Here is a 26,107-nt window from a genome sequence, read left to right on the forward strand (position 1 = left end):
GAGGAAAGTTGTATTATGATAGTAGATAAAGTGATAAAACGGGTGAAGGGGGACATGCTGCGTGCATATTCTTGTTGTTAGTGTAAATTATCGAACAGCCCCTGTAGAATTTCGTGAGAAACTCACATTTCAGGCAGCAGAACTAGAGCGAGCGATGACTACATTACAAAATCAAAAGAGCGTGTTAGAGAATGTCATTGTGTCAACTTGTAATCGCACTGAGATTTATGCTGTTGTCGATCAATTACACACGGGACGGTATTATATTAAGAAATTTTTAGCTGATTGGTTTCAGCTTGAAATAGAAGAAGTCGCGCCATATTTAACTATTTTTGAACAAGATGGCGCAATAGATCATTTATTCCGCGTAACGTGCGGTTTAGATTCAATGGTAGTCGGAGAAACGCAGATTTTAGGTCAAATAAAAGATAGCTTTTTAGAAGCGCAACAAGTTAAAGCAACAGGCACAATTTTTAATGAATTGTTTAAGCAAGTCATTACATTAGCAAAACGTGCCCACTCAGAAACAACAATCGGGGAAAGTGCAATGTCTGTTAGTTATGCTGCTGTTGAGCTTGGAAAGAAAATATTTGGCGAGTTAACAGATTGTCATGTGCTTATTCTTGGTGCTGGTAAAATGGGCGAACTTGCACTACAAAACTTATATGGAAGTGGTGCTCGTAAAGTAACAGTTATGAATAGGACGCTTTCGAAAGCAGAAGTAATGGCTGAGAAATATATGGGACATGCAAAATCGTTAAGCGAATTACAATGTGCATTATTAGAAGCAGATATTTTAATTAGTTCAACTGGTGCATCTGAGTATGTCATTACGAAAGAGATGATGACAAAGGTGGAGAAAATGCGCTCTGGTCGTCCATTATTTATGGTTGACATTGCAGTGCCGCGTGATATTGATCCAGCGATTGATGAGCTAGAAGGTTCTTTCTTGTATGATATTGATGATTTACAAGGAGTAGTGGAGGCAAACCGTGCTGAGCGTTTGAAAGAGGCAGAGAAAATTCAATTTATGATTGAAGAGGAAATTGTTCTATTTAAAACGTGGTTAAGTACACTTGGTGTTGTTCCATTAATATCAGCTCTTCGTGATAAGGCACTTGCAATCCAAAGTGAAACGATGGTAAGCCTAGAGCGAAAAATACCAAACCTTAGTGATCGTGAGAAAAAAGTCATTAGTAAGCATACGAAAAGTATTATTAATCAATTATTAAAAGACCCAATTTTAGTAGCGAAAGAAATAGCTGCTGAAGAGGGAGCGAGCGAAAAATTAGCGTTATTTGCAAAGATTTTTGATTTAGAAACGGAAGAAGTAGAGAGTCGTGCGGAAGAAGTAGAACATAAAAGAGTGTGGACACCATCCGTTCCATCTTTATAATTTGGAAGGATGATCGGATGAGTTTTTTAAATAACAGTATTATTTATCATATTGCAATTATTTTATATGCTTGTAGCATTAGTTTATATTTTATAGATTATTTCCAAAGTAACCGAAAGGCGAACCGATTTGCTTTTTGGTTACTTGCGATTGTATGGGTCCTGCAGTCTATTTTTATGTTGCTTAGAGCTACAGATTCAGAAACGAATCCTATTTTAACTTTATTATCAGGGATTTATTTTTATGTTTGGTTATTGATTACGATGTCGTTAGTTATTAATCGATTTATGAGAATTGACTTTTTAGTCTTTTTTACAAATGTTGTAGCATTTGGCGTAAGCGCTTTTTCTATTTTTACACCGCTCGGAAAGATGTCGCCAGTACTTGCGGAACAATTAGTTTCAGAACTTGTATACGTGCATGTCGGTATGGCAATTATTTCTTACGCAACGTTTACTGTATCGTTCATTTTTTCTATTATGTATTTATTGCAATATCGCCTATTAAAAAAGAAAAAATGGAATGCGAGATTAAGAAGGTTAGGGAATTTACCGAAGCTAGAATCTATGTCTTACGGATTAAATTTATTTTCTGTTCCATTTTTCTTACTAGCAATTTTATTAGGATGTATATGGGGATATACAAAATTGGATAATTTCCATTGGTATGATACGAAAGTAATCGGATCTTTTGTCGTTCTATTTGTGTATTGCACAGGTTTATATTTACGAGCGGCAGATGTGTTGCAAGGTAAGAAAATTGTACAGTGGAATATCGGATCGTTTCTCGTAATGCTAGTAAACATTTTTCTATTAAGCAGTTTATCCAATTTCCACTTTTGGTATTTATAATGAGGAGAGAGAATTATGCGCAAAATTATTGTAGGATCACGAAAGAGTAAACTAGCATTAACGCAAACAAACTGGTTTATTGATCAGTTAAAAGCCCTAGGTCTACCATATGAATTTGAAGTGAAAGAAATTGTCACAAAAGGTGATGTTATTTTAGATGTTACTCTTTCAAAAGTAGGCGGAAAAGGCTTGTTCGTTAAAGAAATTGAGCATGCGTTACTTACGAAAGAAATCGATATGGCTGTACATAGTATGAAAGATATGCCAGCCGTACTTCCAGAAGGTTTAATGATTGGCTGTACACCAAAGCGTGTTGACCCTCGTGATGCTTTTATCTCAAAAAATGGAGCATCGTTTAAAGAGTTAGCGGAAGGTGCTATTTTAGGTACGAGTAGTTTAAGACGTAGTGCACAGCTACTCGCTGCGAGACCAGATTTACAAGTGAAGTGGATTCGCGGGAATATCGATACACGTTTACGTAAATTAAAAGAAGAAGATTACGATGCGATTATTTTAGCGACAGCTGGATTACAGAGAATGGGCTGGGATAATGATGTTATTACAGAACATTTAGATGATACGTTATGTGTACCTGCTGTAGGACAAGGTGCATTAGCGATTGAGTGTCGTGAGGATGATAAGGATTTATTGCAGTTGTTAGCGCATATTAATGATACGATAACAGAAAGAACAGTGGCAGCGGAGCGAGTATTTCTTCATAAACTTGAAGGTGGATGCCAAGTTCCAATTGCTGGATATGCAACCCTTACAGAAAACGATGCAATCGAATTAACAGCTCTTGTCGGCTCTATGGATGGCTCTGTTTTATTAAAAGAGACAGTAGTGGGTACTAATCCTGAGGAAGTAGGGTTAGAGGCCGCGGACCGTTTAATTAAACAAGGCGCCAAAGAACTCATTCTTGCTGCAAATAAGGAGCAACAATAAATATGAACGCTCTCGCTGGAAAAACGGTATTGATTACACGTGCCCAGCATCAAGCGAAACAAATGAGTGTAGCAGTGAAAGAAAAGAGCGGAATTCCATTGGAAATTCCGCTTTTGCGTATGGAAGGTATGTCTCATAGGCAAATTCAACATATTGAAGAGCAGCTACATTCATACGACTGGGTTATTTTTACGAGCAGAAATGGTGTAGCTTTTTTTCTAGATAGTTTAAAAAAGAAACTACCGCTAACCATTAAAATCGCTGCGGTAGGTGTGAAAACAAAATTAGAGTTAGAAAAAAGGGGCTATCAAGTTCATTTTGTTCCGACTTCATTTGTTGCAGAAGCATTTGCAGAAGAGTTTCTAAAAGAATTAAGTGGAAACGAACGTATTTTATTTCCGAAAGGGAATTTAGCAAGAGAGGTAATTCCGGTTGCACTTCGGGAAATTGGTGTTTCTCTAGATGAGCTAATCGTATACGGTACGAAAGTGAATATAGAAAAAAAGCAAGAACTTATAGCAGCATTGAAGTTAGGGAAAGTAGACATTATTACATTTACGAGCCCTTCAACTGTTACTAGTTTTGTTCGTTTACTTGAGGGTACAAACTGGAGAGAATGGACAAAAAAATGTACAATTGCTTGTATAGGACCTATTACGGAAAAAGAGGCAAGTCTTTATTTTCCGTCTGTTATTGTGCCGAAAGAGTACACTGTAGAAGCATTACTACAATATGTTTGTGAATCTATAAAATGAAAGAATGGGGATAGAAATCTATGAACTCTTTACAATTTAATCGTCATCGTCGTTTAAGACAAAGCGGGGGCATGCGTGCACTTGTGCGTGAAACGTTTTTACATACGGAAGATTTTATTTACCCTATTTTTGTATTAGAAGGTGAAAATGTTCGTAATGAAGTTCCTTCTATGCCGGGCGTATATCAAATGTCTTTAGATTTATTGCAAGCTGAAATGCAAGAAGTTGTTGATTTAGGTATTCGTTCTGTTATTGTATTTGGTTTACCTGCTGAAAAGGATGAAGTTGGATCATCAGCATATTGTGATCATGGAATTGTACAACGTGCTATTCAGCAAATTAAAGGTGATTTCCCTGAGCTAGTAGTAGTTGCAGACACATGTTTATGTCAATTTACAAGCCATGGTCATTGCGGTGTAATTGAAGATGGGATTATTTTAAATGACGAGTCTCTTGCAGTTCTTGCGAAAACAGCTGTAAGTCAAGCGAAAGCAGGAGCGGATATTATTGCGCCATCAAACATGATGGACGGCTTCGTAACAGCAATTCGTCATGCATTAGACGAAAATGGTTTTGGACACGTGCCAGTTATGTCGTACGCTGTGAAATATTCATCAGCATTTTATGGACCATTCCGTGATGCTGCGCACGGTGCACCGCAATTTGGTGACCGTAAAACATATCAAATGGATCCGGCAAACCGTATGGAAGCATTCCGTGAAGCAGAATCAGATGTAATGGAAGGTGCAGATTTCTTAATCGTAAAACCAGCTCTTTCTTACTTAGATATCGTTCGTGATGTGAAAAATAACTTTAATTTACCAGTTGTCGCTTATAATGTAAGTGGTGAATATTCGATGATTAAAGCGGCAGCGCAAAATGGTTGGATTAATGAAAAAGAAGTTGTTCTTGAAAAATTAATTAGTATGAAACGTGCAGGGGCAGATTTAATTATTACGTATCATGCAAAAGATGCAGCAAGATGGTTACAAGAAGGAGGCGCTAAATAATGAAAAAGTTTGATAAGTCAATTGCAGCGTTTGAAGAGGCGCAAGACTTAATGCCTGGTGGCGTAAATAGCCCGGTTCGTGCCTTTAAGTCTGTTGGGATGAATCCGTTGTTTATGGAGCGTGGAAAAGGCTCTAAAGTATATGATATCGATGGGAATGAATACATCGACTACGTATTATCATGGGGTCCTTTAATTCATGGTCATGCAAATGATCGTGTTGTAGAAGCGTTAAAATCTGTTGCTGAAAGAGGTACAAGCTTCGGTGCACCAACAGAAATTGAAAATAAATTAGCAAAACTTGTTATTGAGCGCGTGCCATCAATTGAGATTGTGCGTATGGTTAACTCTGGAACGGAAGCAACAATGAGTGCACTACGTTTAGCTCGTGGTTATACAGGTCGTAATAAAATCTTGAAATTTATTGGTTGTTACCACGGTCATGGTGATTCGTTATTAATTAAAGCTGGTTCTGGTGTGGCGACTTTAGGTTTACCAGATAGTCCTGGTGTACCAGAAGGTGTAGCGAAAAATACGATTACAGTAGCTTATAACGATTTAGAAAGCGTAAAATACGCGTTTGAACAATTCGGTGATGATATTGCTTGTGTAATTGTAGAACCAGTAGCAGGAAATATGGGGGTTGTTCCTCCGCAGCCTGGATTTTTAGAAGGTCTTCGTGAAGTAACAGAACAAAACGGTGCATTGCTTATTTTTGATGAAGTAATGACAGGGTTCCGAGTAGCTTATAATTGTGGCCAAGGTTATTATGGCGTAACGCCTGATTTAACATGCCTAGGTAAAGTAATCGGTGGTGGTTTACCGGTAGGAGCATACGGTGGTAAAGCGGAAATTATGCGCCAAGTTGCGCCAAGCGGACCGATTTACCAAGCTGGTACTTTATCAGGTAACCCACTTGCAATGGCGGCAGGTTATGAAACGTTAGTACAGTTAACGCCAGAATCATATGTAGAATTTGAGCGTAAAGCTGAAATGTTAGAAGCTGGATTACGTAAAGCAGCTGAAAAACATGGCATTCCGCATCATATTAACCGTGCAGGCTCTATGATTGGTATTTTCTTTACAGATGAACCCGTTATTAATTACGATGCAGCAAAATCTTCAAACTTAGAATTCTTTGCGGCTTACTATCGTGAAATGGTAGAACAAGGTGTATTCTTACCACCATCTCAATTCGAAGGTTTATTCTTATCGACAGCACATAGTGATGCAGATATTGAAGCGACGATTGCAGCAGCTGAAATTGCAATGTCAAAATTAAAAGCGTAGTGTATTAGAGAAAATCGCTCTCCATAAGGGGAGCGATTTTTTTTATTCATAAAGTAAGCTTCCCACACATAAATCTGTAATGACATATAGTTTGGGAGGGGGAAAAGAAGTGGCTACAGATCATTCATTACGATTTTCATTAAAAGAATCTGTGTGGTTCCAAAAAGGACAGGAAGTCGAAGAACTTTTGTCAATTTCGTTAGATCCAGACGTTGAGATAGAAGAGCTTGATCATGAAGTAATCGTGAGAGGACAATTAGATTTAACGGGAGAGTATGTTGCACGAAAAGATGATTCCGCGTATTCATTAAGAGAACTATCGCCAGCAAAGTCAATTGATTATGTAGAAACAAGAGAAGATGGGGTTAATGAACTTGTTCATTCCTTTCCACTTGAAATATCAATTCCGAGAAATCGAGTGAAAGTAATTGAAGAGCTATATGTATCAATCGAGGAATTTGATTATGAATTAAAGGAAAATGGTTGCTTACAATTATTAGCGGATATATCTATTACCGGTTTGTGTGATGAAGAGAGAAGTGAGGATGAAGTTGAAGAGGAAGAAACGGTGTATGCTGAGTTAGAAGAAGATTCAGCGCAAGAGGATGAAAATAGACCGGCGCCGCATGTAGAAGAACCAGCATATAAGGAATCAGATGAGTGGGAAGATTACGCGTTTGAACCGTTCCAATTAGAGGAAAGAAAAGAGCAGGAATTAGAAGAAGAGAAAATAGAAGAACATGAATTTGTGGAACGTGAAGAGGAGCAAGAAACAACGCCGCAATTTGAACTGTTCGGACGAAAAGATTTCAAGAAAGAAAAAGCGAAAAAGCAGGAAGAACAAGAAGAAGAGTACTCACAGCGAGATGAAAATGCGCTTTATTTAACAAAACTATTTACGAAAGAACCGGAAGAAGAATTTACAAAGTTAAGAATGTATTTCGTGCAAGAAGGGGATACAATTGAATCTATTGCAGACCGTTATGAAACGTCTGTACAAAATTTATACCGTGTCAATCAAACAGAAGATATATTTTTAAATACGGGGCAAATTATTTATATTCCCGTTTCAAGGGTAAAGGCGAAATAAGGAAGTGAGTGTTTTCACTCACTTCCTTTCTTAGAGGCTATGTTTTGAATAGAAAGGGTTATTCGTATGGATATTGAGTTGCGAAATCACTATGAACCTATCGTGAGGCAATATAGATTGGATACGCAGCATATGGAAGAGCACGGAAATGTAATGAAAATTTATACGAATCAAGGTCCATATGCACTCAAGAAAATAGAAGGCAGAAAGTTAGAGCGGAATAACTTTCTGCATCATATTCAATATTTGAAGGAGAAAGGTTTTTCAAATTATGTACCTATATATCATGCGACGGATGGAAGTTATATTTTAAGTGACGGGACGTATAATTATTATTTAATGCCTTGGTTAGAACGTGCAGAAGGAAACGGTGAGGACAATGATCAATACCATAAAATGTTTCAGACACTTGGAACGTTGCATCAAAAAACTGTGAAGGAAGAAACGTATACGGAAGAAGATTTAGAAAAACATTATACAAGTATATCCGATCGTTGGGAAAATGATGGTGAGATGTTAGAAGAGTTTCTCGTAGAATCTGAATCAAAATGGTATATGTCCCCGTTTGAATTGCAATATTGTACGTACTATCATCATGTAATGAGAGCGCGTGAATTTGCAACGAAGCAATTAAATGAGTGGAACGATGCGATGAAAGAAAAAGAGAAAACGCGTATTACTTTTGTGCATGGTAATGTGTCACTGAATCATTTTTTATTTGACTATGAGCGGAATGGCTATTTTATTAGTTTAGAAAAATCGAAGTTTGCAACGCCTGTGCAAGATATAGTAGGTTTTTATTCACGGTCTTTAAACACATATCCAATCGCAAGAAGTGATCGGTTTGAATGGTTTCAAATGTATCAAAAAAATTTCCCTTTTACGAAAGAAGAGCAACTACTTATGTTTGCGTATATGACGTATCCATCACAATTTATTCGGCAAATCCAGTCTTATAAGAAAAGAAGAGATAATCGCAACGAGGAAAATGAACTGCGCGGAGTAAAGAGTTTGCAACAATCGCATTGGCTCGTTAGCAATATAGAATATTTCCTGTCACAATTACAAGCTGCCCAGCAAGGGAACGGATAAAGTAAACATTCCCCGCTGATGATTAGCCTTCACCAATTGGGCGTTTACGGGCAGCAGGGCTCCCATCTAACTTCTTTGCTTCAGCTGAGTTTTGAGGTGGAGGTCTTACTGCCCACAAATAGCGTGGTAAAGAAGATAAGTAGAGGATTCTACTTATCTTCTTTTTGGCACGAAAAGCTGTAGTTTTAAATTTATCTTGACGAATAAGGTTTCGTTTTTTACACTATTGTATATAATAATTAACAATCATATAAATGCCTTGAAGGGGAAGAGTATAACATGAAACGTCTTCAGAGAGGAGAATCATTAGCTGGGAGATTCTCTAGATAGTTATGTTAGAAGGTAGCCCTGGAGCATCTTTTCTGAACAGAATAGTTCTTATTAGGAAAAGACGGATTTGTCCGTTATCAAATTAAGAGTATAAGCAAATTATGAATTTGTTTGTAAATAAAGGTGGTACCGCGATGTCCCTCGTCCTTTTTGGATGAGGGACATTTTTTATTTTAAGGAGGGAAAATAATGTCAAACACGGAAAAGAATTTACCAACTAAATATGATCATATGTCCGTTGAAGAAGGCCTTTATCAATGGTGGCTTGAAGGCAAATATTTTGAAGCAACAGGAGACGAGAAGAAACAACCGTATACAATTGTAATTCCACCTCCGAACGTAACTGGTAAGTTACACTTAGGTCATGCTTGGGATACAACTCTTCAAGATATTTTAACTCGTACGAAGCGTATGCAAGGATACGATGTACTATGGCTTCCGGGAATGGACCATGCTGGTATCGCAACACAAGCGAAAGTAGAAGGAAAACTTCGTGAAGAAGGTATTTCACGTTACGATCTTGGCCGTGAAAAATTCCTTGAAAAAGCTTGGGAGTGGAAAGAAGAGTACGCTTCTCACATTCGTCAACAATGGGGGAAAGTTGGTTTAGGACTAGACTATTCTCGTGAACGTTTCACATTAGACAAAGGTTTATCAGATGCGGTTAATAAAGTATTCGTTCAATTATACGAAAAAGGCTTAATTTACCGTGGTGAATATATCATCAACTGGGATCCAGCAACACGTACAGCTCTTTCTGATATTGAAGTAATTCATAAAGAAGTTCAAGGTGCATTCTACCATATGAACTATCCGTTAACAGATGGTTCTGGTCATATTCGTCTTGCGACAACTCGTCCAGAAACGATGCTTGGTGATACAGCAGTAGCAGTTCATCCAGAAGACGATCGTTACAAACATTTAATCGGAAAAACAGTTACACTTCCAATCGTAGGCCGTGAGATTCCGATTATTGCTGATGAGTACGTAGAAAAAGATTTCGGAACGGGCGTTGTAAAAATTACACCAGCTCATGACCCGAATGACTTTGAAGTAGGTAACCGTCATGACTTACCACGCATTTTAGTAATGAACGAAGATGGAACAATGAACGAAAAAGCTGGTAAGTATAACGGTATGGATCGTTTCGAATGCCGTAAAGAATTAGTAAAAGACTTACAAGAAGCTGGCGTATTAGTAGAAATCGAGCCACATATGCATTCAGTAGGTCATAGTGAGCGTAGCGGTGCAGTTGTTGAGCCTTATTTATCAACACAGTGGTTCGTAAAAATGGCTCCACTTGCTGAAAAAGCAGTAGCGCTTCAACAAAAAGAAGAAGAAAAAGTAACGTTCGTACCAGAGCGTTTTGAAAACACATATTTACGTTGGATGGAAAATATTCATGACTGGTGTATTTCTCGTCAATTATGGTGGGGACACCGTATTCCAGCTTGGTACCATAAAGAAACTGGTGAAGTATACGTAGGTACAGAAGCACCAGCAGATATTGAAAACTGGAATCAAGATAACGACGTACTTGATACATGGTTCAGTTCAGCGTTATGGCCATTCTCAACACTTGGTTGGCCAAATGAAGATTCAGCAGATTTCAAACGTTACTATTCAACAGATGCACTAGTAACGGGTTATGATATCATCTTCTTCTGGGTATCTCGTATGATTTTCCAAGGTTTAGAGTTTACAGGAGAGCGTCCATTTAAAGATGTATTAATTCACGGTTTAGTTCGTGACGAGCAAGGTCGTAAAATGAGTAAATCTCTTGGTAACGGTATTGACCCAATGGATGTTATCGAGAAGTACGGTGCAGATGCAATGCGTTTCTTCTTATCAACAGGAAGTGCACCAGGTCAAGATTTACGTTTCAGCATGGAAAAAGTAGAATCTACTTGGAACTTCATTAATAAAATTTGGAACGCATCACGTTTCGTATTAATGAACATGGATGATATGAAGTATGAAGAAATCGATTTAACTGGTGAAAAATCAGTTGCGGATAAGTGGATCTTAACTCGCTTAAACGAAACAATCGAAAGCGTAACACGTAACATGGATAAATATGAGTTCGGTGAAGCTGGTCGTTCATTATACAACTTCATTTGGGACGATTTCTGTGATTGGTATATTGAAATGGCGAAACTTCCACTATACGGTGAAGATGAAGCAGCTAAGAAAACAACTCGTTCTATTTTAGCTTACGTATTAGATCAAACAATGCGTCTATTACACCCATTCATGCCATTCGTAACAGAGAAAATTTGGCAACATTTACCGCATGAAGGCGAGTCTATTACAGTAGCTGCGTGGCCAACAGTTCGCGAAGATTTACAAGATACGGAGGCTGCGGCAGAAATGCACCTTCTAGTTGATATCATTCGCTCTGTTCGTAACATCCGTGCAGAAGTAAATACGCCAATGAGCAAAAAAGTTCAAATGCAAATTAAAGCAAAAGATGAGGCTGTACTTGCTCAACTTACGAAAAATAGCTCTTACATTGAGCGTTTCTGTAACCCAAGCGAATTAACAATTCAAACAGACTTACAAGCGCCAGAAAAGGCAATGACTGCAATCGTATCAGGTGCAGAGTTATTCTTACCGTTAGCTGATCTTATCAATCTTGATGAAGAGAGAGCTCGTCTTGAGAAAGAACTTGAGAAGTTCGATAAAGAAGTAGAACGTGTACAGAAGAAACTTTCTAACCAAGGTTTCGTAGCGAAAGCTCCTGCAGCGGTTATTGAAGGAGAGCGTGCGAAAGAGCAAGATTACCTAGAAAAACGCGAAGCAGTTCGTCAACGTCTAGCAGATCTTGAAAAGTAAAAATGTTTTTAGAGACTCACTATATTGGTGAGTCTCTTTTCTTTGCGTATAATAGAACTATGAAAGTTGTCTTTTGAAAGGGGAAAAACATACGTGATACATACATACGAAGAAGCGATAGGGTGGATCCATAGCCGATTGAAATTTGGAATTAAGCCAGGATTAGAAAGAATGAGATGGATGTTAGAAGAACTTGGAAATCCAGAGCGTCATATAAAATGTGTTCATCTTGCTGGTACAAATGGAAAAGGTTCAACGTTAACATATATGCGTTACATGTTAGAAGGCGCGAAATATAAGGTAGGAACGTTTACCTCTCCTTACATCGAATCATTTAATGAACGCATTAGTGTGAATGGAACACCAATTGCAGACGAAGAGATTACTGAACTTGTAAAGCTGGTAAAACCAGTCGTGGAAAAACTAGATGAAACGGATTTAGGGGAAGCGACAGAGTTTGAAATTATTACTGTTATGGCGATTTGCTATTTCGGCAAATTCAATTTCTGTGATGTTGTTTTATTTGAAACAGGGCTTGGTGGACGTTTTGATTCTACCAATGTTATACACCCTGTTCTCACGATTATTACGAATATCGGTCACGATCATATGCATATTTTAGGAAATACACTAGGAGAAATTGCATATGAAAAGGCGGGGATTATTAAGTCTGGCGTGCCGGTAATTACTGGTGTACAAGATGAAGAAGCTTTGCAAGTCATTCAAAATGTTGCAAAGGAAAATCATGCAAACTTATACGAGATGGACAACCATTTTACAGCATTACATAAACAGTCTAGTGAAGATGGAGAACGGTTCGATTTCACTTGTCCTTTCGCCTCTTTTGAAGATGTGCGAATCACAATGAAAGGCAGCCACCAAGTAGGAAACGCAGCACTTGCGCTTATGGCAGTCATGTATGTAAAAACATACTTATCATTTTTAATTGAGGAAGAAGAAATAAGAACTGGATTACAGGAAGCGTATTGGGTGGGGCGCTTTGAAAAACTGCAAAGTAATCCAGACATTATTATAGATGGTGCTCATAATCCAGAAGGTATCGAAAGCCTTGTGAAAACAGTAGAAGCGCATTACAAAGATAAAAATGTAATAGTGTTATTTACTGCCCTTGGTGATAAACAATTACATAACATGGTAGGTCAATTAGAAACCATTGCAGATGAAATTATTTTTACAACATTCGCCTTTGATCGTGCTATTTCTGCTGATAAGCTTGCATCATATTCACAGAAAGAATCAAAATTAGTTTTTGAAAATTGGAAAGAGGCAATTGATACAAAAGTTGAAATGATAGCAGAAAATGATGTTTTTATCATAACAGGTTCTCTTTATTTCATTTCTGAAGTACGAAAATATATTCGCCAGAAAAACTAGATAGTCTTTGCTATCTAGTTTTTTTGTTCTACAAATGAAGTCAAATGCATACATATAAGATAAATATATAGGGTTATTTGGCGAATTCCTCTGACAAATATCTCGTTTTTTTATGAAATGAATATGATATGATGCGGACAACGATAAGAGGTGAGGTGTGAGTGTATGGACAAGCAATCACGAACGATCTCAGTGAAAGTGAATGGAACAGAAGCGAAGTATGAGGAAAAAAAGAAAGATGAATTTGAATGGATGGTAGTAGAAAGTGAACGACCGAAAAATGTTGTTCCGTTTCAAAAAGCGAAATCAATGTCTGTGGAAAAATACCGAAAGAAGTGGAGTAATACATTAATTGTAATCGTTGCAACTGCAATCATTATCGGTACGGCGTTTGGAATGGGGATGCTTCATTTACTTACTGGACAAGGAACGACAGGAGGAAGTGAAGTGACAGCTTCAAGGCCGACTGGAAATGGAGAATCAAAGGTGGGTGGAACGGCAGAACAAACACCAGCACCGAAAGAAGAAAAACAAAAAGCACAGGCAGGAACGTCATTGGATCCGATGAAATTATTTTTTGTTCAAGGGGGGCTTTATTCTTCTGAAGAAAAGGGACAGGCAGCTCTTGAAGAATGGAAAGGCAATGGGGGCATTGGTGCTTTGAGACCGAGCGGTGATAAGTATGCAATAGTTGTTGGTATTGCTAGCGATGAACAGTCTATAAATCAATTAATGACTAAGTATAAAAATGATGGTGTCTCCGTTTTAAAAAAGAACTGGGATATAACAGATAAAGCATTGCTGAAAGATGATAAAGAAGTAGGGACATTTTTAACAAAAGTGCAGCCATTATACACTCATTTAGCAAAATATGCTTCTAGCGTACAAGTTGGTGGAAAAAGCAGCGCAAAAGATATAGAAGCAATTGAAAAAGAATGGAAAAAGGTTGAAAAAGAAGGGAAAAGTATGAAACAAGAAGAAGCAAAGAAACTGTATATGTATACGTCGGTAGCTGTACAAACAGTAAAAGATGGGAAGATGGATAAGGAATCTTTGGCGAAATTAAATCAAGTTATTATTGATGGTTTACTCTCGTATGAAAAAATTGTTTCGTAGAAAGTGAAATGATAGGATAATAAAATGAGTAAGAAAGAAGTACATGTACTTCTTTCTTTTCTTTTCTTTTGAATTTAGAGCAAAGTGCTTTCTCTATGACAGGAATATAATCGTATGCAATAAAGAAGTGTTATTTTAGTTAGAGAAATTAATATTTCTTTCATTTGTGGACAAACTATTCCTTTGATACGATTAATATAAATTGTTCTGCTTCATGTGAGAAAGGAAGGAGAAAATATGAGAAAAATAATTTTAGCTTCAGGGTCACCTCGGAGGAAGGAATTGCTTGAGTTAGCTAGTGTGCCATTTGAAATCGTTGTAAGTGAAGTAGAGGAAACAATTGGTGCATATTCATCGCCTTCTGATATTGTAATGTCGCTTGCCTTGCAAAAAGCATCAGCGGTGGCAGAAAATAATAGTGATCACATTGTGTTAGGTGCAGATACAATTGTTACATATGAGTCGCGTATTCTTGGTAAGCCTTCGAATGAGGATGAGGCGAAAGAGATGTTACAATTACTATCAGGGAAAACACATGAAGTGTATACAGGTGTTGCGATTATAGCAAAAGAAAAAACGGTTACTTTTTATGAGCGTACAGAAGTTACATTTTGGGAGTTAACAGAAGAGGAAATTGATACATACGTCGCGTCGAAAGAACCTCTTGATAAAGCCGGTAGTTATGGGATTCAAGGTAAAGGATCTATTTTCGTTCAAAATATTCAAGGGGACTACTATAGTGTAGTTGGCTTACCAATTGCACGTCTCGTTCGGGAATTAAAACAATTTGATATTGATGTAACCCATGCGTAAAATTGCATGGGGTTTTCTTTGAGAGAACAAATAAAGGGGTGGAGAGATGAACGGTATTCGTGATGTTGTAAGAGAAGAACAGCCACGGGAGCGTTTATTGTTAGAAGGTGCTGGAAGTTTATCAAATCGAGAGCTTCTCGCAGTGTTACTCAGAACAGGTTCTAAAGAAGAAACAGTTTTAAAGTTGTCAGATAAAATTTTACATCAATTTGATGGCTTACGTATGTTGAAAGATGCAACATTAGAAGAGCTAATTAGTATACATGGTATTGGGATTTCAAAGGCATCGCAACTTATGGCAGCCTTTGAACTAGGCAGAAGAATGGTACGTTTAGAATATCAAAATAGATATAGTATTCGAAGTCCAGAAGATTGTGCGAAATACATGATGGAAGAAATGCGTTTTTTACAACAAGAGCATTTTGTTTGTTTATATTTAAATACAAAAAATCAAGTTATACATAGGCAAACGATCTTTATTGGAAGTTTAAACACGTCAATTGTACACCCGAGGGAAGTTTTTAAAGAAGCCTTCCGTCGTGCAGCAGCCTCTATCATATGTCTTCATAACCATCCCTCAGGAGATCCCACGCCGAGCCGTGAAGATATTGCAGTAACAAAACGCTTAGTAGAATGCGGCCAGATTATCGGAATTGAAGTGCTTGATCATATTATAATAGGTGACCATAAATTCGTGAGTTTAAAGGAAAAAGGTCATATTTAAGACTATGCTTTTTACTTATTTTGTTTTATAATGTGATTTATGAGTTTTTTGTAGAAATTTATCTACAAAAAGGATAAAGATATAAAAAACGTACTGTTTTTATAATATAAAGTAAGAAAAAATGAGTCCGTGAAAACAAGAAAGGAAGATAAATAATATGTTTGGATTTGGTGGATTTACTCGCGATCTTGGAATAGACTTAGGAACTGCGAACACGCTTGTATATGTAAAAGGAAAAGGTGTAGTTTTACGTGAACCTTCAGTAGTTGCGTTACAAACTGATACGAAACAAATCGTTGCTGTAGGTAGCGATGCAAAACAAATGATTGGTCGTACACCAGGGAACGTTGTGGCACTTCGCCCGATGAAAGACGGTGTAATTGCTGATTATGAAACAACTGCAACAATGATGAAATATTACATTCAACAAGCTCAAAAATCAAACGGTTTCTTCTCACGTAAGCCGTATGTAATGGTATGTGTACCATCTGGTATTACAGCTGTAGAAAGACGTGCAGTAATCGATGCGACTCGTCAAGCGGGTGCTCGTGATGCTTATCCTATCGAAGAGCCATTTGCAGCAGCAATTGGTGCAAACTTACCTGTTTGGGAACCAACTGGTAGTATGGTTGTTGATATCGGTGGCGGTACAACAGAAGTTGCAATTATTTCTCTAGGTGGTATTGTAACAAGCCAGTCAGTCCGTGTTGCTGGTGATGATATGGACGATTCAATCATTCAGTACATTAAGAAAAGCTATAACTTAATGATCGGTGAAAGAACAGCTGAAGCATTAAAATTAGAAATTGGTTCTGCAGGCGAGCCAGAAGGTATCGAGCCTATGGAAATTCGCGGTCGTGATTTAGTAAGTGGTTTACCAAAAACAGTACTAATTCAGCCAGAAGAAATTGCAGATGCATTAAAAGATACAGTAGATGCGATTGTAGAATCGGTTAAAAATACGTTAGAAAAAACTCCACCTGAATTAGCGGCTGATATTATGGACCGCGGTATCGTATTAACAGGTGGCGGGGCATTACTACGTAATTTAGATAAAGTAATTAGTGAAGAAACGAAAATGCCAGTTCTTGTTGCAGAAGATCCATTAGATTGCGTAGCAATTGGAACAGGTAAAGCATTAGACAATATCGATCTTTTCAAAACTGCTGCTCGATAATATTGCAAAATAAAAATCAGTGAAATTAAGAGGGTGTGAACGTGCCACAGTTTTTCTTAAACAAAAGATTAATTGTTTTGTTGGTTAGTATTATTCTTCTCGTGGCATTGATTGGAATCTCATTGAAAGAACGGAACAGTTTAACATGGCCAGAGCAGTTTGTTAAAGATACTGTCGGTGTTGTAGAACGTGTATTCCAAAAGCCAGCGAAATACGTAGCTGGATTCTTCGAAAATGTAGAGGATGTAAAGCGCACGTATGAAGAGAATAAAGAATTAAAAGCAAAATTAGATAATTATGCAGGTCTATCAGGGAAAGTAAAACAATTAGAAGATGATAACAAGAAGTTACAAGAGCTAACTGGTAAAAAAGAGTTAAATAGCGGGTATACTGAAATTCCAGCTACTGTTGTTTCTCGTAATCCAGATAAATGGTACGATTTAATTGGAATTGATAAAGGGGCACAGCAAGGAATTAAAAAAGATATGGCTGTAGTAACTTCACAAGGGTTAGTTGGAAGAGTGAAAAGTGTATCTCAGTTTACATCATCAGTAGAATTACTAAGTTCTATGAGCCGAACAAATCGCGTTTCTGCTATTGTACAAGGGCAAGAGAAAATCTTTGGATTGATTGAAGGTTATGACAAAGAAAAGCAATTACTTCTTTTCACAAAGATTGGCTCTGATGCACCAGTAGAGAAAGATCAACTAGTTGTAACATCTGGACTGGGTGATATTTTCCCGAAAGGTCTTGTAATTGGAAAAATCGTTGAAGTTCAGCCGGATGCATATGGCTTAACAAAAACAGCTTATGTAAAACCTGCCGCTGATTTAAATGACGTAGAGCATATTACGGTTGCTAAACGTGCAACACCTTCAGCGCCATTAGAATAGGAGGAGAAGAAGAGATGATGAAGATATTAAAAAGAGCAGCTCTTCCTCTTTTGCTCCTTTTTGTGTTTCTCTTTGAAAATATGTTTGCTACTGTTGTTCCAACGGATGTGTTTTGGAAAGACAGCATAGCAGCACCGCATTTCTTTATAATCGTCTTATGTTTTATTACAGTGTATTATAGTCCGGTCCAAGGGATTTATTACGGACTATTATTTGGCTTCTTATTTGATACCGTATACACAGAACTTGTCGGGATATATATTTTTGCTTATCCGATTTTAGCTTATTTAGTATATAGTGTGATGAAAGTACTACAATTGAATTTATTTATTGTTGTTTCTATCATATTAGCTAGCGTTGTAGCACTAGAGTATTATGTGTATGGATTCTTAACTTTATTAGGACGTACTCATATGCCAGCGTATGTCTTTTTCACAGATCGTCTCCTTTCTACTTTATTGTTAAATGCTATTTTCTTATTGATAGTTTGTTTCCCACTGAGACGATATATAGTGCGTCTTTCAAAAGCGATGGAAGAAAAAGAAAAAAGGATTTTCTAATTTTATGTCGAATTGAATCGGTGGGGTGAACTTTAGTGGAAGAAAAAAAGCAACAAAATGTAACGATAAAAGGGACAAAAGATGGGATAACGCTTCATTTAGATGATTGTTGTTCATTCTCAGAATTATTGATGGAATTAGACGAAAAACTTTCTACACATTACTACGATGGTGATGGGCGCTCTTTAATTGAAGTGCATGTGAAAGTAGGAAATCGTTATTTAACAGAAGTCCAACAAGAAGAGATTCGTACGTTAATTCGTAATAAAAAGAATCTTGTTGTGGATTCAATTGAAAGTGATGTTATCACTAAAGCAGAAGCAATAGCTTGGAAAGAAGAAACAGAAATTGTCCCTATTTCCAAAATTGTTCGCTCTGGACAAGTTTTACATGTAAAAGGAAATTTGTTGTTAATTGGAGATGTTAATCCAGGCGGAACGGTTATCGCTGGGGGGAATATTTTTGTCGTAGGATCATTAAGAGGAATTGCACATGCTGGGTATTATGGGGATTCGGATGCTGTAATCGCTGCATCTGTTATGAACCCGATGCAACTTCGAATTAGTGATGTGGCAATGCGGGCTCCGGAAGAGAAAGAAGACGGAGCGGAGGCGGCAGAATGTGCGTATATTAATGAGAACAATCACATTGTTGTCGATCGCCTGCAACTTCTCACTCATCTTAGACCTAATTTAACAAAGTTAGAAAGGGGAATTGTATAGCTGTGGGAGAGGCAATAGTAATTACATCTGGAAAAGGCGGAGTAGGTAAAACTACTACATCTGCGAACATTGGTACGGCCCTAGCGTTATCTGGAAAGAAAGTGTGCTTAATTGACACAGATATCGGTCTTCGAAATTTAGACGTAGTAATGGGGCTGGAAAATCGTATTGTATTTGATCTTGTTGATGTCGTTGAAGGGCGTTGCCGTTTACCTCAGGCTCTTATTAAAGACAAACGTTTTGATGATCTTTATTTATTACCTGCAGCACAAACGAGTGATAAATCAGCGGTAACACCTGAACAAATGGATGAATTAATACAAGTATTACGTCAAGATTATGATTACATATTAATCGATTGTCCTGCGGGGATTGAGCAGGGATTTAAAAATGCGGTAGCTGGTGCGGATAAAGCAATCGTTGTTACGACTCCAGAAGTATCCTCAATGCGCGATGCGGATCGTATTATTGGGCTTTTAGAAAAAGAGGATATTGAACCACCCAAACTTGTTATTAACCGTGTACGTAGTCATATGCTTCATGAACAGGATATGTTAGATGTTGATGAAATTGTACGTACATTGTCAATCGAGCTTCTTGGTGTTGTCGAAGATGACGATGAAGTTATTCGAGCTACAAATACAGGTGAACCTGTGGCGTTGCAACCAAGCGGAAAAGCAGCGTTGGCTTATCGTAATATTGCAAGACGCTTGTTAGGTGAGAATGTACCATTACAAGCATTTGAACAAGAAAAGGTATCGGTATTTGCAAAGGTGAAAAACTTCTTTGGAATCCGTTAAGAGCACTTCGCACATATGCGAGGTGCTTTCTTTTTTCTTCACACGAATATCTTTCTTTCTTAGCTCATACATATGTACAAACTGTATACAACTGTTTCTAATGAAATTAGCTTAACGAAAGAAAGGAGACAGTATGAAGAATAGACGCGTAGAAGAAATTAAAAAGCGGATTGCAAAAAGGAAGGCCGAGCAAGAAAGGATGGAGGAAGAGCAGTATTTTAACGGAGGGAATTTTGATAGTGAAGCAGTATTTATTGAAGATGGAGAAAAGGAAATGCATCCTTTATTTCGAAAGGAAGTCTTTTTCTTCAAAGTTTTATTATCAGCAATATTAGTTCTTTCGGTTGCTATTTTATATAAAAATGCTCCTTCTTCATTCAATGGAGCTAAAGCTGTTACAGAAAAAGTGATGAAAGAGGAATTTCAGTTTGCTACTGTAGCGAAATGGTATGAAAAGCAATTTGGAAAACCGCTTGTATTCTATTCGCCGAACGAGAAAAAAGAAGGAAGTATTCAGCAAAAAGATTATGCAATTCCTGCTTCTGGAAAGGTAATGCAAGGGTTTCAAAAAAATGGCCAAGGTGTATTTGTCCAAACAGCTACAAATGCAAAAGTGGAGTCAGTAAATGAAGGGTTAGTTGTTTTTGCAGGCAAGAAAGAGGAACTTGGAAATACAGTTCAAATTCAACATGCAGATGGTACGGAGTCATGGTATGCAAACTTAAACGATATGTCAGTGAAATTATATGATTACGTTTCAAAGAAACAAAAAATTGGAACGGTGAGTAATGATACAAATGATAAAAATGGAAAGTTTTATTTCGCGATAAAAAAGAATGAGAAATTTATTGATCCGATCCAGGTGATATCATTTGATTAAATATAGGGACGTTTTAACGAAAATTTCCGTGCATCCATTATTTTGGGTTATTATTGTCATTGGTATTTTTACTGCGCGTTTTAAAGAGTTACTACTGTTATTTTGTATTGTTCTTATTCATGAACTTGGGCATGCTTTTGCAGCAGCACACTATAATTGGCGTATAAAAAGAATTCAGCTTTTGCCGTTTGGTGGCGTTGCCGAGCTTGAGGAACATGGTAATAAGTCATTGAAAGAGGAACTTGTTGTCGTAATTGCAGGACCGATTCAACATGTTTGGATGATGCTGGTAGGTTATATGTTGTTCAAAGCTGGTTGGCTGAATGCAGATTTATATTATTTCTTCATGTGGAATAATATAATTATTTTAGCATTTAATTTACTTCCTATTTGGCCGTTAGATGGCGGGAAAGTATTGTTTAATGTATTATCATATCGTTTCCCTTATTTACAAGCACATGAAAAGATGATGCAATTGTCATGTGTTTTTTTTAGTGTAATATTAGGATGGCAGTTACTCTGGAATAGTAACAATATTATGATGTGGGTACTACTCGTATTTTTAGCAGTGTCATTATATCAAGAGTGGAAACAAAGACGGTATGCATTTATGCGTTTTTTATTAGAACGTTATTATGGAAACAAAAGAGGAATCGAAAAGATTGCACCTATTGAAGTGCAAACGGAAGATCGTTTATATACGATCTTCACAAAATTTCGTAGAGGATATAAGCATTCTATTATCGTCCGTGGAAAATATAAAGAGCATTACACATTGGATGAAAATGAATTGCTCTATGCATATTTTACTGAAAAACGAACAACTTCATCAGTTGAAGAATTAATCGGTTAGTGTTGACGATAGCACTAACCTTTTATTATTGTAAAAGCAAAGAAGATTATAAAGTGAGGAAATAATTTTGAAAACGTTATATGTGAATTACGCTGGTTCGGAAAAGCGCGTTGCAATTGAAGAGAAGAAAAAGATTGTTGAGTTTTTATGGAAACGTAATGAAGAGCAAGAGATTGTTGGGCATATTTATGTTGGACGTGTCGTAAGAACAATTGCTGGAATGAATGCAGCTTTTGTAAACATCGGTTTAGAAAAACATGCTTACCTTTCATACGATGATGTACCATCTTCTTATCGTATACATGAAGGGCAAGCGATACTCGTACAAGTTGTGAAAGAGGCAATTGATACGAAAGGGCCTAAATTGACAGCGAATATAGAATTTACCGGGAAATATGTCGTTTATATGCCGTTTGATGAGATGCGCGCTGTTTCTCGAAAAATAAAAAATAATAAAAGAAGACAACAGTTACTCCAAATTGAAATAGAGGGAACGGGGGGATACATTTTCCGTTCTGCTTCTGAAAAAGGAGCAATTGAAGAGATACAAGCTGAAATGCAAGGGTTACAACAGTTGTATGAAGAGTTAAAAAGAAAAGAGGGTCAAGGAAAGGCGCCGTTATTACTTCATCGACCGGCGACCTTTTTAGATCGTGTATTTCAAGAGAACCCAATTGAAACAATTGAAAAAGTAGTTGTAGATACAAGAAGTATAGTAAAGGAATTAGAAGACAAAGTTGGAAAAGAAAAAGTATCTTTTTATAATGAAAAGTCTTCGATGTTTAACCATTTTGGAATAGAGCGTGAGATTGAGAAGGCACTCCAAAAAATTGTTTGGCTTCCAAATGGTGCTTATTTAATTGTAGAACAAATGGAGACGATGACTGTAATTGATGTGAATACGGGCAAGTTTACGGGAAAACAAAATTTACAAGATACAGTACTTCGCACAAATGAGCTAGCCGCTGAAGAAATTGCACGCCAATTAAGACTTCGTGATATTGGTGGTATGATATTAATTGATTTTATTAATATGAAAAAAAGAGAAGATAAAGAAAAGGTAAGAGAATGTCTCATAGCTGCTATGCAAGATGACCGCACATATACAAGGGTGCTCGGCTTTACGGAGCTAGGGATTTTGGAAATGACACGTAAACGTAAAAAGCATTCTTTACGGGACGTATTATTAAAAGAGTGTGTACCTTGCAAAGCGACGGGTTATGTGATGTCGCATGAAACAATTGCGTATGAGTTAGAGAGAGAACTAATCACATATGGCAATATAGAAGATGAAGCAGTATTAATCGCTGCGCCTAAAGAACTGCAAAAACAGTTTTTGCAAAAAGGATTACAAAAAAATATTCCATTTGAAATTTATTTCAAAGATGATATTATCGAAAAGTATGCTATCGTTCGTTTTGGAAGTAAAAAAGAAATTGTAGAACGGAAAAAATAGTTAGCAGAACATTTATTGACAACCGTCTATGATTCATGATAACATCTTTATGTTATAGTTTATAGCACCTAAACGGCTATATGCTACAACCGCACAAGACAGGTTCCCTAAAGGCATTTATGTCTACCTCGTTTTTGGCGAGTCTTAGTAATTAAGAGGAGGTGCAAGTATGTACGCAATTATCGAAACAGGTGGAAAACAAATTAAAGTTGAAGCTGGTCAAGCAATCTACATTGAAAAATTAGATGTTGAAGCTGGTGAAACTGTTACTTTTGACAAAGTTCTTTTCGTTGGTGGCGAAAACGTTAAAGTTGGTAGCCCAGTTGTAGAAGGTGCAACAGTTACTGCGAAAGTTGAAAAACAAGGTCGCGCTAAGAAAATCATCGTTTTCAAATACAAAGCGAAAAAGAACAATCGTAAGAAACAAGGTCATCGTCAACCTTACACTAAGCTAGTTGTTGAAGCTATCAACGCTTAATTCTGGTTAACATGATTAAAATTACGATAAGTCGCACGAAATTAGGAAGTATCCAATCATTTAAAATGACTGGACATGCCGATTATGCGCCACATGGACAAGACCTTGTCTGTGCTGGAACTACAGCGGTTGTGTTTGGTTCTATAAATGCAGTGGAACAACTTTGTAATGTGCAAGCAACTATTGAACTCGGAAGTGATGGCGGATTTTTAACGTATGAATTGCCTAATGATTTAGACGTTCATGCAGCAGAAAAAGCACAAACGCTTTTAGAAGGATTAGTTGTTTCGCTTAAGACGATCGAACTTGATTACGGAAAGTATATCCGTTTAATAGAAAAAGTGCAGGAGGTGTAACGTATGTTAAGATTAGATCTTCAGTTTTTCGCATCTAAGAAAGGTGTAGGTAGTACAAAGAACGGTCGTGACTCTCAGTCAAAACGTCTTGGTGCTAAACGCGCAGATGGTCAAACGGTTACAGGTGGTTCAATTCTTTACCGTCAACGCGGTACAAAAATTTATCCAGGTGTTAACGTTGGTCGTGGTGGCGATGACACTTTATACGCGAAAGTTGACGGCGTAGTACGCTTTGAGCGTCTTGGTCGTGACCGCAAACAAGTGAGCGTATATCCTGTTGCTCAAGAAGCATAAGAACTCACGGAAAACTCTAACCTGAGTGCAGGTTAGAGTTTTTCTATATTAAGGGGTATCTAAATGAATGAAAAATGGACAATTATAGATGCATTGCGCCATTCAAGACATGATTGGCTCAATCGTATGCAGATGGTGAAAGGAAACCTTTCCCTTGGAAAAGTGGAAGAAATTCATAGTCTCATCGATCGTTTTGTCCAAGAAGCGAGACAAGAATCCAATCTGATGGGGCTATCAATGCCTTTATTTTCAGAGTGGATTTTAACATATAATTGGAAACAGCAGCCGTGCTTATTGGAGTACGAAGTATTAGGGAAATTACATAACTTATCTCACTTAGATGAGACTGTATGTACATGGGCGAATCAATTTTTCTCGATGCTTCAGCATAGTTTAGACGTATATGTTGAAAATTATGTTTGTATCACAATTGAATGTGACGCGGATAATGCTCGTTTCTTTTTTGATTTTCGTGGTAAGCTAACGAGTGTAGAAGAACTACAGAATTGGCTTGCGACCCAAAACAATAAATGGTATTCCATTTCTTATACAGTGCGAGACGAAGAAGTCTCAGTTATATTACAACCAATTGAAAAAAGTGTGGTGAAATAATGTTTGTAGATCAGGTCAAGATATATGTAAAAGGCGGCGACGGTGGTAATGGTATGGTTGCGTATCGTCGTGAGAAGTATGTACCAAAAGGTGGCCCAGCAGGTGGCGACGGAGGTAAAGGTGCAGATGTTGTTTTCGTAGTTGAGGAAGGCTTACGTACATTAATGGACTTCCGCTACCAACGTCATTTCAAAGCTGATCGCGGTCAGCACGGAATGAGTAAAGGTCAGCACGGACGTAAATCTGAAGATTTACTTGTAAAGGTTCCGCCAGGAACAGTAGTAAAAGATGAAAAAACTGGTCAAATTCTTGCCGATTTAGTAACGCATGGACAAACTGCTGTAATTGCAAAAGGTGGCCGTGGTGGCCGTGGTAACTCACGTTTCGCAACAGCTACGAACCCAGCGCCAGAAATCGCTGAGAACGGGGAACCAGGTCAAGAGCGTGATGTTATTCTAGAACTTAAAGTACTAGCAGACGTTGGACTTGTTGGATTCCCAAGTGTAGGTAAATCTACATTATTATCTGTTGTATCATCAGCGCGTCCGAAAATTGCAGAGTATCACTTCACAACAATCGTTCCGAATCTTGGTGTTGTTGAAACTGGTGATAACCGCAGCTTCGTTATGGCTGACCTTCCAGGACTAATTGAAGGCGCACATGCTGGCGTCGGACTTGGACACCAATTCTTACGTCATATTGAGCGTACACGTGTAATCGTGCATGTTATTGATATGTCTGGTTTAGAAGGCCGTGATCCATATGAAGATTACGTAACGATTAATAATGAATTAAAAGAATACAATCTTCGCTTAACTGAGCGTCCGCAAGTTGTTGTTGCAAACAAAATGGATATGCCAGATGCAGAAGAAAACTTACAAGCATTTAAAGAGAAAGTGGGAGAAGAAGTGAAAATCTTCCCAATCTCAGCTGTAACAAGACAAGGTGTTCGTGACTTACTGTTTGAAGTAGCGAACTTAATAGAAACAACACCAGAATTCCCAATACATGAAGTTGCGGATGAGTCTGATACAAGTGTAATGTACAAATTTGATACTGAAGGTGTTAAATTTGAAATTACACGTGAAAGTGATGGCACGTTTGTTATCTCTGGTTACGATATCGAGAAAACATTCAAGATGACAGACTTCTCACGTGATGAATCTGTACGTCGTTTCGCTCGTCAAATGCGCGGAATGGGTATTGATGAAGCGCTTCGTGCACGTGGTGCAAAAGACGGAGATATTGTAAAAATTCTTGAATATGAATTTGAATTTATCGATTAAGACTGCCGAAATACGGCAGTCTTTTTTTATATCGTAAAAATCGGATTTGTATAGGAAAAAATCCCCACTAATTAAATTTTCAATTTATAATAAAAAGGG

At 37.5% G+C, this 26,107-nt stretch carries 26 protein-coding genes and 2 other annotated features; all 26 genes read left to right on the forward strand.

Annotated elements, in window-relative coordinates; translation table 11 throughout:
* The first annotated feature begins 61 nt into the window (after positions 1-61).
* The 26 genes from hemA (at position 62) to obgE (ending at position 26,008) form a co-directional block, all read left to right on the forward strand.
* On the forward strand, positions 62-1,396 hold the full coding sequence (gene hemA, locus M1D66_RS05115; RefSeq protein ID WP_000547868.1) for a glutamyl-tRNA reductase: 1,335 nt from the start codon (positions 62-64) through the stop codon (positions 1,394-1,396).
* Between the two features lie 17 nt (positions 1,397-1,413).
* The gene (locus M1D66_RS05120) at positions 1,414-2,247 is read left to right on the forward strand and encodes a cytochrome c biogenesis protein (protein ID WP_000008991.1); all 834 of its coding nucleotides are present in this window, start codon (positions 1,414-1,416) and stop codon (positions 2,245-2,247) included.
* Between the two features lie 15 nt (positions 2,248-2,262).
* Entirely contained in the window at positions 2,263-3,192 is a 930-nt protein-coding gene (gene hemC / locus M1D66_RS05125) for a hydroxymethylbilane synthase (protein WP_001226407.1), read from the forward strand.
* A gap of 2 nt (positions 3,193-3,194) precedes the next feature.
* Entirely contained in the window at positions 3,195-3,947 is a 753-nt protein-coding gene (gene hemD, locus M1D66_RS05130) for a uroporphyrinogen-III synthase (protein WP_016123406.1), read from the forward strand.
* A gap of 20 nt (positions 3,948-3,967) precedes the next feature.
* A complete protein-coding gene (gene hemB / locus M1D66_RS05135; RefSeq protein ID WP_001087065.1) occupies positions 3,968-4,957 on the forward strand; it encodes a porphobilinogen synthase in 990 nt (329 codons plus the stop codon).
* Positions 4,957-6,246: a glutamate-1-semialdehyde 2,1-aminomutase gene (gene hemL / locus M1D66_RS05140; RefSeq protein WP_000712943.1), complete on the forward strand. Its 1,290-nt coding sequence runs from the start codon at positions 4,957-4,959 to the stop codon at positions 6,244-6,246. Before hemB ends, hemL begins: the two co-directional genes overlap by 1 nt.
* 79 nt (positions 6,247-6,325) lie before the next feature.
* Positions 6,326-7,336, forward strand: coding sequence for a stage VI sporulation protein D (gene spoVID, locus M1D66_RS05145; RefSeq protein ID WP_002024850.1), 1,011 nt, complete (start codon positions 6,326-6,328; stop codon positions 7,334-7,336).
* A gap of 66 nt (positions 7,337-7,402) precedes the next feature.
* A complete protein-coding gene (ysxE, locus tag M1D66_RS05150) occupies positions 7,403-8,428 on the forward strand; it encodes a spore coat protein YsxE (protein ID WP_000350658.1) in 1,026 nt (341 codons plus the stop codon).
* Between the two features lie 250 nt (positions 8,429-8,678).
* Positions 8,679-8,910, forward strand: a binding site (T-box leader).
* Positions 8,911-8,947: 37 nt separating this feature from the next.
* Positions 8,948-11,593: a valine--tRNA ligase gene (locus tag M1D66_RS05155; RefSeq protein ID WP_000072250.1), complete on the forward strand. Its 2,646-nt coding sequence runs from the start codon at positions 8,948-8,950 to the stop codon at positions 11,591-11,593.
* Positions 11,594-11,686: 93 nt separating this feature from the next.
* Complete coding sequence (locus tag M1D66_RS05160; protein ID WP_242555027.1) at positions 11,687-12,988, forward strand: bifunctional folylpolyglutamate synthase/dihydrofolate synthase; 1,302 nt, start codon at positions 11,687-11,689, stop codon at positions 12,986-12,988.
* 165 nt (positions 12,989-13,153) lie between these two features.
* Entirely contained in the window at positions 13,154-14,104 is a 951-nt protein-coding gene (locus tag M1D66_RS05165; protein ID WP_000361007.1) for a hypothetical protein, read from the forward strand.
* Positions 14,105-14,341: 237 nt separating this feature from the next.
* Positions 14,342-14,917: a Maf family protein gene (locus M1D66_RS05170; protein ID WP_001226291.1), complete on the forward strand. Its 576-nt coding sequence runs from the start codon at positions 14,342-14,344 to the stop codon at positions 14,915-14,917.
* Between the two features lie 46 nt (positions 14,918-14,963).
* A complete protein-coding gene (gene radC, locus M1D66_RS05175) occupies positions 14,964-15,641 on the forward strand; it encodes a RadC family protein (RefSeq protein WP_001013390.1) in 678 nt (225 codons plus the stop codon).
* 157 nt (positions 15,642-15,798) lie between these two features.
* Positions 15,799-16,818, forward strand: a complete 1,020-nt coding sequence (mreB, locus tag M1D66_RS05180) for a cell shape-determining protein MreB (RefSeq protein WP_000466736.1) — start codon at positions 15,799-15,801, stop codon at positions 16,816-16,818.
* Between the two features lie 41 nt (positions 16,819-16,859).
* Positions 16,860-17,711, forward strand: coding sequence for a rod shape-determining protein MreC (gene mreC, locus M1D66_RS05185; RefSeq protein WP_001135488.1), 852 nt, complete (start codon positions 16,860-16,862; stop codon positions 17,709-17,711).
* 14 nt (positions 17,712-17,725) lie between these two features.
* Positions 17,726-18,271 carry a rod shape-determining protein MreD gene (mreD, locus tag M1D66_RS05190; protein WP_000975766.1) on the forward strand — a complete coding sequence of 182 codons (546 nt, stop codon included), beginning with the start codon at positions 17,726-17,728 and terminating at the stop codon, positions 18,269-18,271.
* 35 nt (positions 18,272-18,306) lie between these two features.
* On the forward strand, positions 18,307-18,993 hold the full coding sequence (minC, locus tag M1D66_RS05195) for a septum site-determining protein MinC (RefSeq protein ID WP_000391521.1): 687 nt from the start codon (positions 18,307-18,309) through the stop codon (positions 18,991-18,993).
* A gap of 2 nt (positions 18,994-18,995) precedes the next feature.
* Positions 18,996-19,793 (forward strand): septum site-determining protein MinD, encoded by a 798-nt coding sequence (gene minD / locus M1D66_RS05200; protein WP_000503309.1) that lies wholly within the window; start codon positions 18,996-18,998, stop codon positions 19,791-19,793.
* Between the two features lie 133 nt (positions 19,794-19,926).
* The gene (gene spoIVFA, locus M1D66_RS05205) at positions 19,927-20,673 is read left to right on the forward strand and encodes a stage IV sporulation protein SpoIVFA (protein WP_000797471.1); all 747 of its coding nucleotides are present in this window, start codon (positions 19,927-19,929) and stop codon (positions 20,671-20,673) included.
* Entirely contained in the window at positions 20,666-21,526 is an 861-nt protein-coding gene (spoIVFB, locus tag M1D66_RS05210) for a stage IV sporulation intramembrane metalloprotease SpoIVFB (protein WP_000599060.1), read from the forward strand. The genes spoIVFA and spoIVFB overlap by 8 nt, the downstream gene beginning before the upstream one ends.
* Before the next feature lie 67 nt (positions 21,527-21,593).
* A complete protein-coding gene (locus M1D66_RS05215; protein WP_000855487.1) occupies positions 21,594-22,982 on the forward strand; it encodes an Rne/Rng family ribonuclease in 1,389 nt (462 codons plus the stop codon).
* Between the two features lie 77 nt (positions 22,983-23,059).
* Positions 23,060-23,137: a sequence feature (ribosomal protein L21 leader region), on the forward strand.
* Between the two features lie 14 nt (positions 23,138-23,151).
* Complete coding sequence (gene rplU / locus M1D66_RS05220) at positions 23,152-23,460, forward strand: 50S ribosomal protein L21 (RefSeq protein WP_000270907.1); 309 nt, start codon at positions 23,152-23,154, stop codon at positions 23,458-23,460.
* Between the two features lie 11 nt (positions 23,461-23,471).
* Complete coding sequence (locus M1D66_RS05225; protein WP_002164192.1) at positions 23,472-23,816, forward strand: ribosomal-processing cysteine protease Prp; 345 nt, start codon at positions 23,472-23,474, stop codon at positions 23,814-23,816.
* Between the two features lie 3 nt (positions 23,817-23,819).
* On the forward strand, positions 23,820-24,110 hold the full coding sequence (gene rpmA, locus M1D66_RS05230) for a 50S ribosomal protein L27 (protein WP_000944958.1): 291 nt from the start codon (positions 23,820-23,822) through the stop codon (positions 24,108-24,110).
* A 63-nt stretch (positions 24,111-24,173) separates the two neighbouring features.
* Positions 24,174-24,722: a sporulation initiation phosphotransferase B gene (locus M1D66_RS05235; protein WP_001003581.1), complete on the forward strand. Its 549-nt coding sequence runs from the start codon at positions 24,174-24,176 to the stop codon at positions 24,720-24,722.
* Positions 24,722-26,008, forward strand: a complete 1,287-nt coding sequence (obgE, locus tag M1D66_RS05240) for a GTPase ObgE (RefSeq protein ID WP_000497129.1) — start codon at positions 24,722-24,724, stop codon at positions 26,006-26,008. The genes M1D66_RS05235 and obgE overlap by 1 nt, the downstream gene beginning before the upstream one ends.
* Positions 26,009-26,107 lie beyond the last annotated feature (99 nt).

The sequence above is a fragment of the Bacillus sp. PK6-16 genome, assembly GCF_056530295.1.

Bases quoted from the DNA above. Each gene is read 5' to 3' on its own strand.
- spoIVFA (WP_000797471.1), top strand. From the start codon at position 19,927: ATGAAGAATAGACGCGTAGAAGAAATTAAAAAGCGGATTGCAAAAAGG.
- hemC (WP_001226407.1), top strand. From the start codon at position 2,263: ATGCGCAAAATTATTGTAGGATCACGAAAGAGTAAACTAGCATTAACG.
- rpmA (WP_000944958.1), top strand. From the start codon at position 23,820: ATGTTAAGATTAGATCTTCAGTTTTTCGCATCTAAGAAAGGTGTAGGT.
- spoVID (WP_002024850.1), top strand. From the start codon at position 6,326: ATGACATATAGTTTGGGAGGGGGAAAAGAAGTGGCTACAGATCATTCA.
- radC (WP_001013390.1), top strand. From the start codon at position 14,964: ATGAACGGTATTCGTGATGTTGTAAGAGAAGAACAGCCACGGGAGCGT.
- M1D66_RS05235 (WP_001003581.1), top strand. From the start codon at position 24,174: ATGAATGAAAAATGGACAATTATAGATGCATTGCGCCATTCAAGACAT.
- M1D66_RS05225 (WP_002164192.1), top strand. From the start codon at position 23,472: ATGATTAAAATTACGATAAGTCGCACGAAATTAGGAAGTATCCAATCA.
- M1D66_RS05165 (WP_000361007.1), top strand. From the start codon at position 13,154: ATGGACAAGCAATCACGAACGATCTCAGTGAAAGTGAATGGAACAGAA.
- ysxE (WP_000350658.1), top strand. From the start codon at position 7,403: ATGGATATTGAGTTGCGAAATCACTATGAACCTATCGTGAGGCAATAT.
- mreB (WP_000466736.1), top strand. From the start codon at position 15,799: ATGTTTGGATTTGGTGGATTTACTCGCGATCTTGGAATAGACTTAGGA.
- rplU (WP_000270907.1), top strand. From the start codon at position 23,152: ATGTACGCAATTATCGAAACAGGTGGAAAACAAATTAAAGTTGAAGCT.
- mreD (WP_000975766.1), top strand. From the start codon at position 17,726: ATGATGAAGATATTAAAAAGAGCAGCTCTTCCTCTTTTGCTCCTTTTT.
- hemL (WP_000712943.1), top strand. From the start codon at position 4,957: ATGAAAAAGTTTGATAAGTCAATTGCAGCGTTTGAAGAGGCGCAAGAC.
- M1D66_RS05120 (WP_000008991.1), top strand. From the start codon at position 1,414: ATGAGTTTTTTAAATAACAGTATTATTTATCATATTGCAATTATTTTA.
- hemD (WP_016123406.1), top strand. From the start codon at position 3,195: ATGAACGCTCTCGCTGGAAAAACGGTATTGATTACACGTGCCCAGCAT.
- M1D66_RS05170 (WP_001226291.1), top strand. From the start codon at position 14,342: ATGAGAAAAATAATTTTAGCTTCAGGGTCACCTCGGAGGAAGGAATTG.
- obgE (WP_000497129.1), top strand. From the start codon at position 24,722: ATGTTTGTAGATCAGGTCAAGATATATGTAAAAGGCGGCGACGGTGGT.
- M1D66_RS05155 (WP_000072250.1), top strand. From the start codon at position 8,948: ATGTCAAACACGGAAAAGAATTTACCAACTAAATATGATCATATGTCC.
- hemB (WP_001087065.1), top strand. From the start codon at position 3,968: ATGAACTCTTTACAATTTAATCGTCATCGTCGTTTAAGACAAAGCGGG.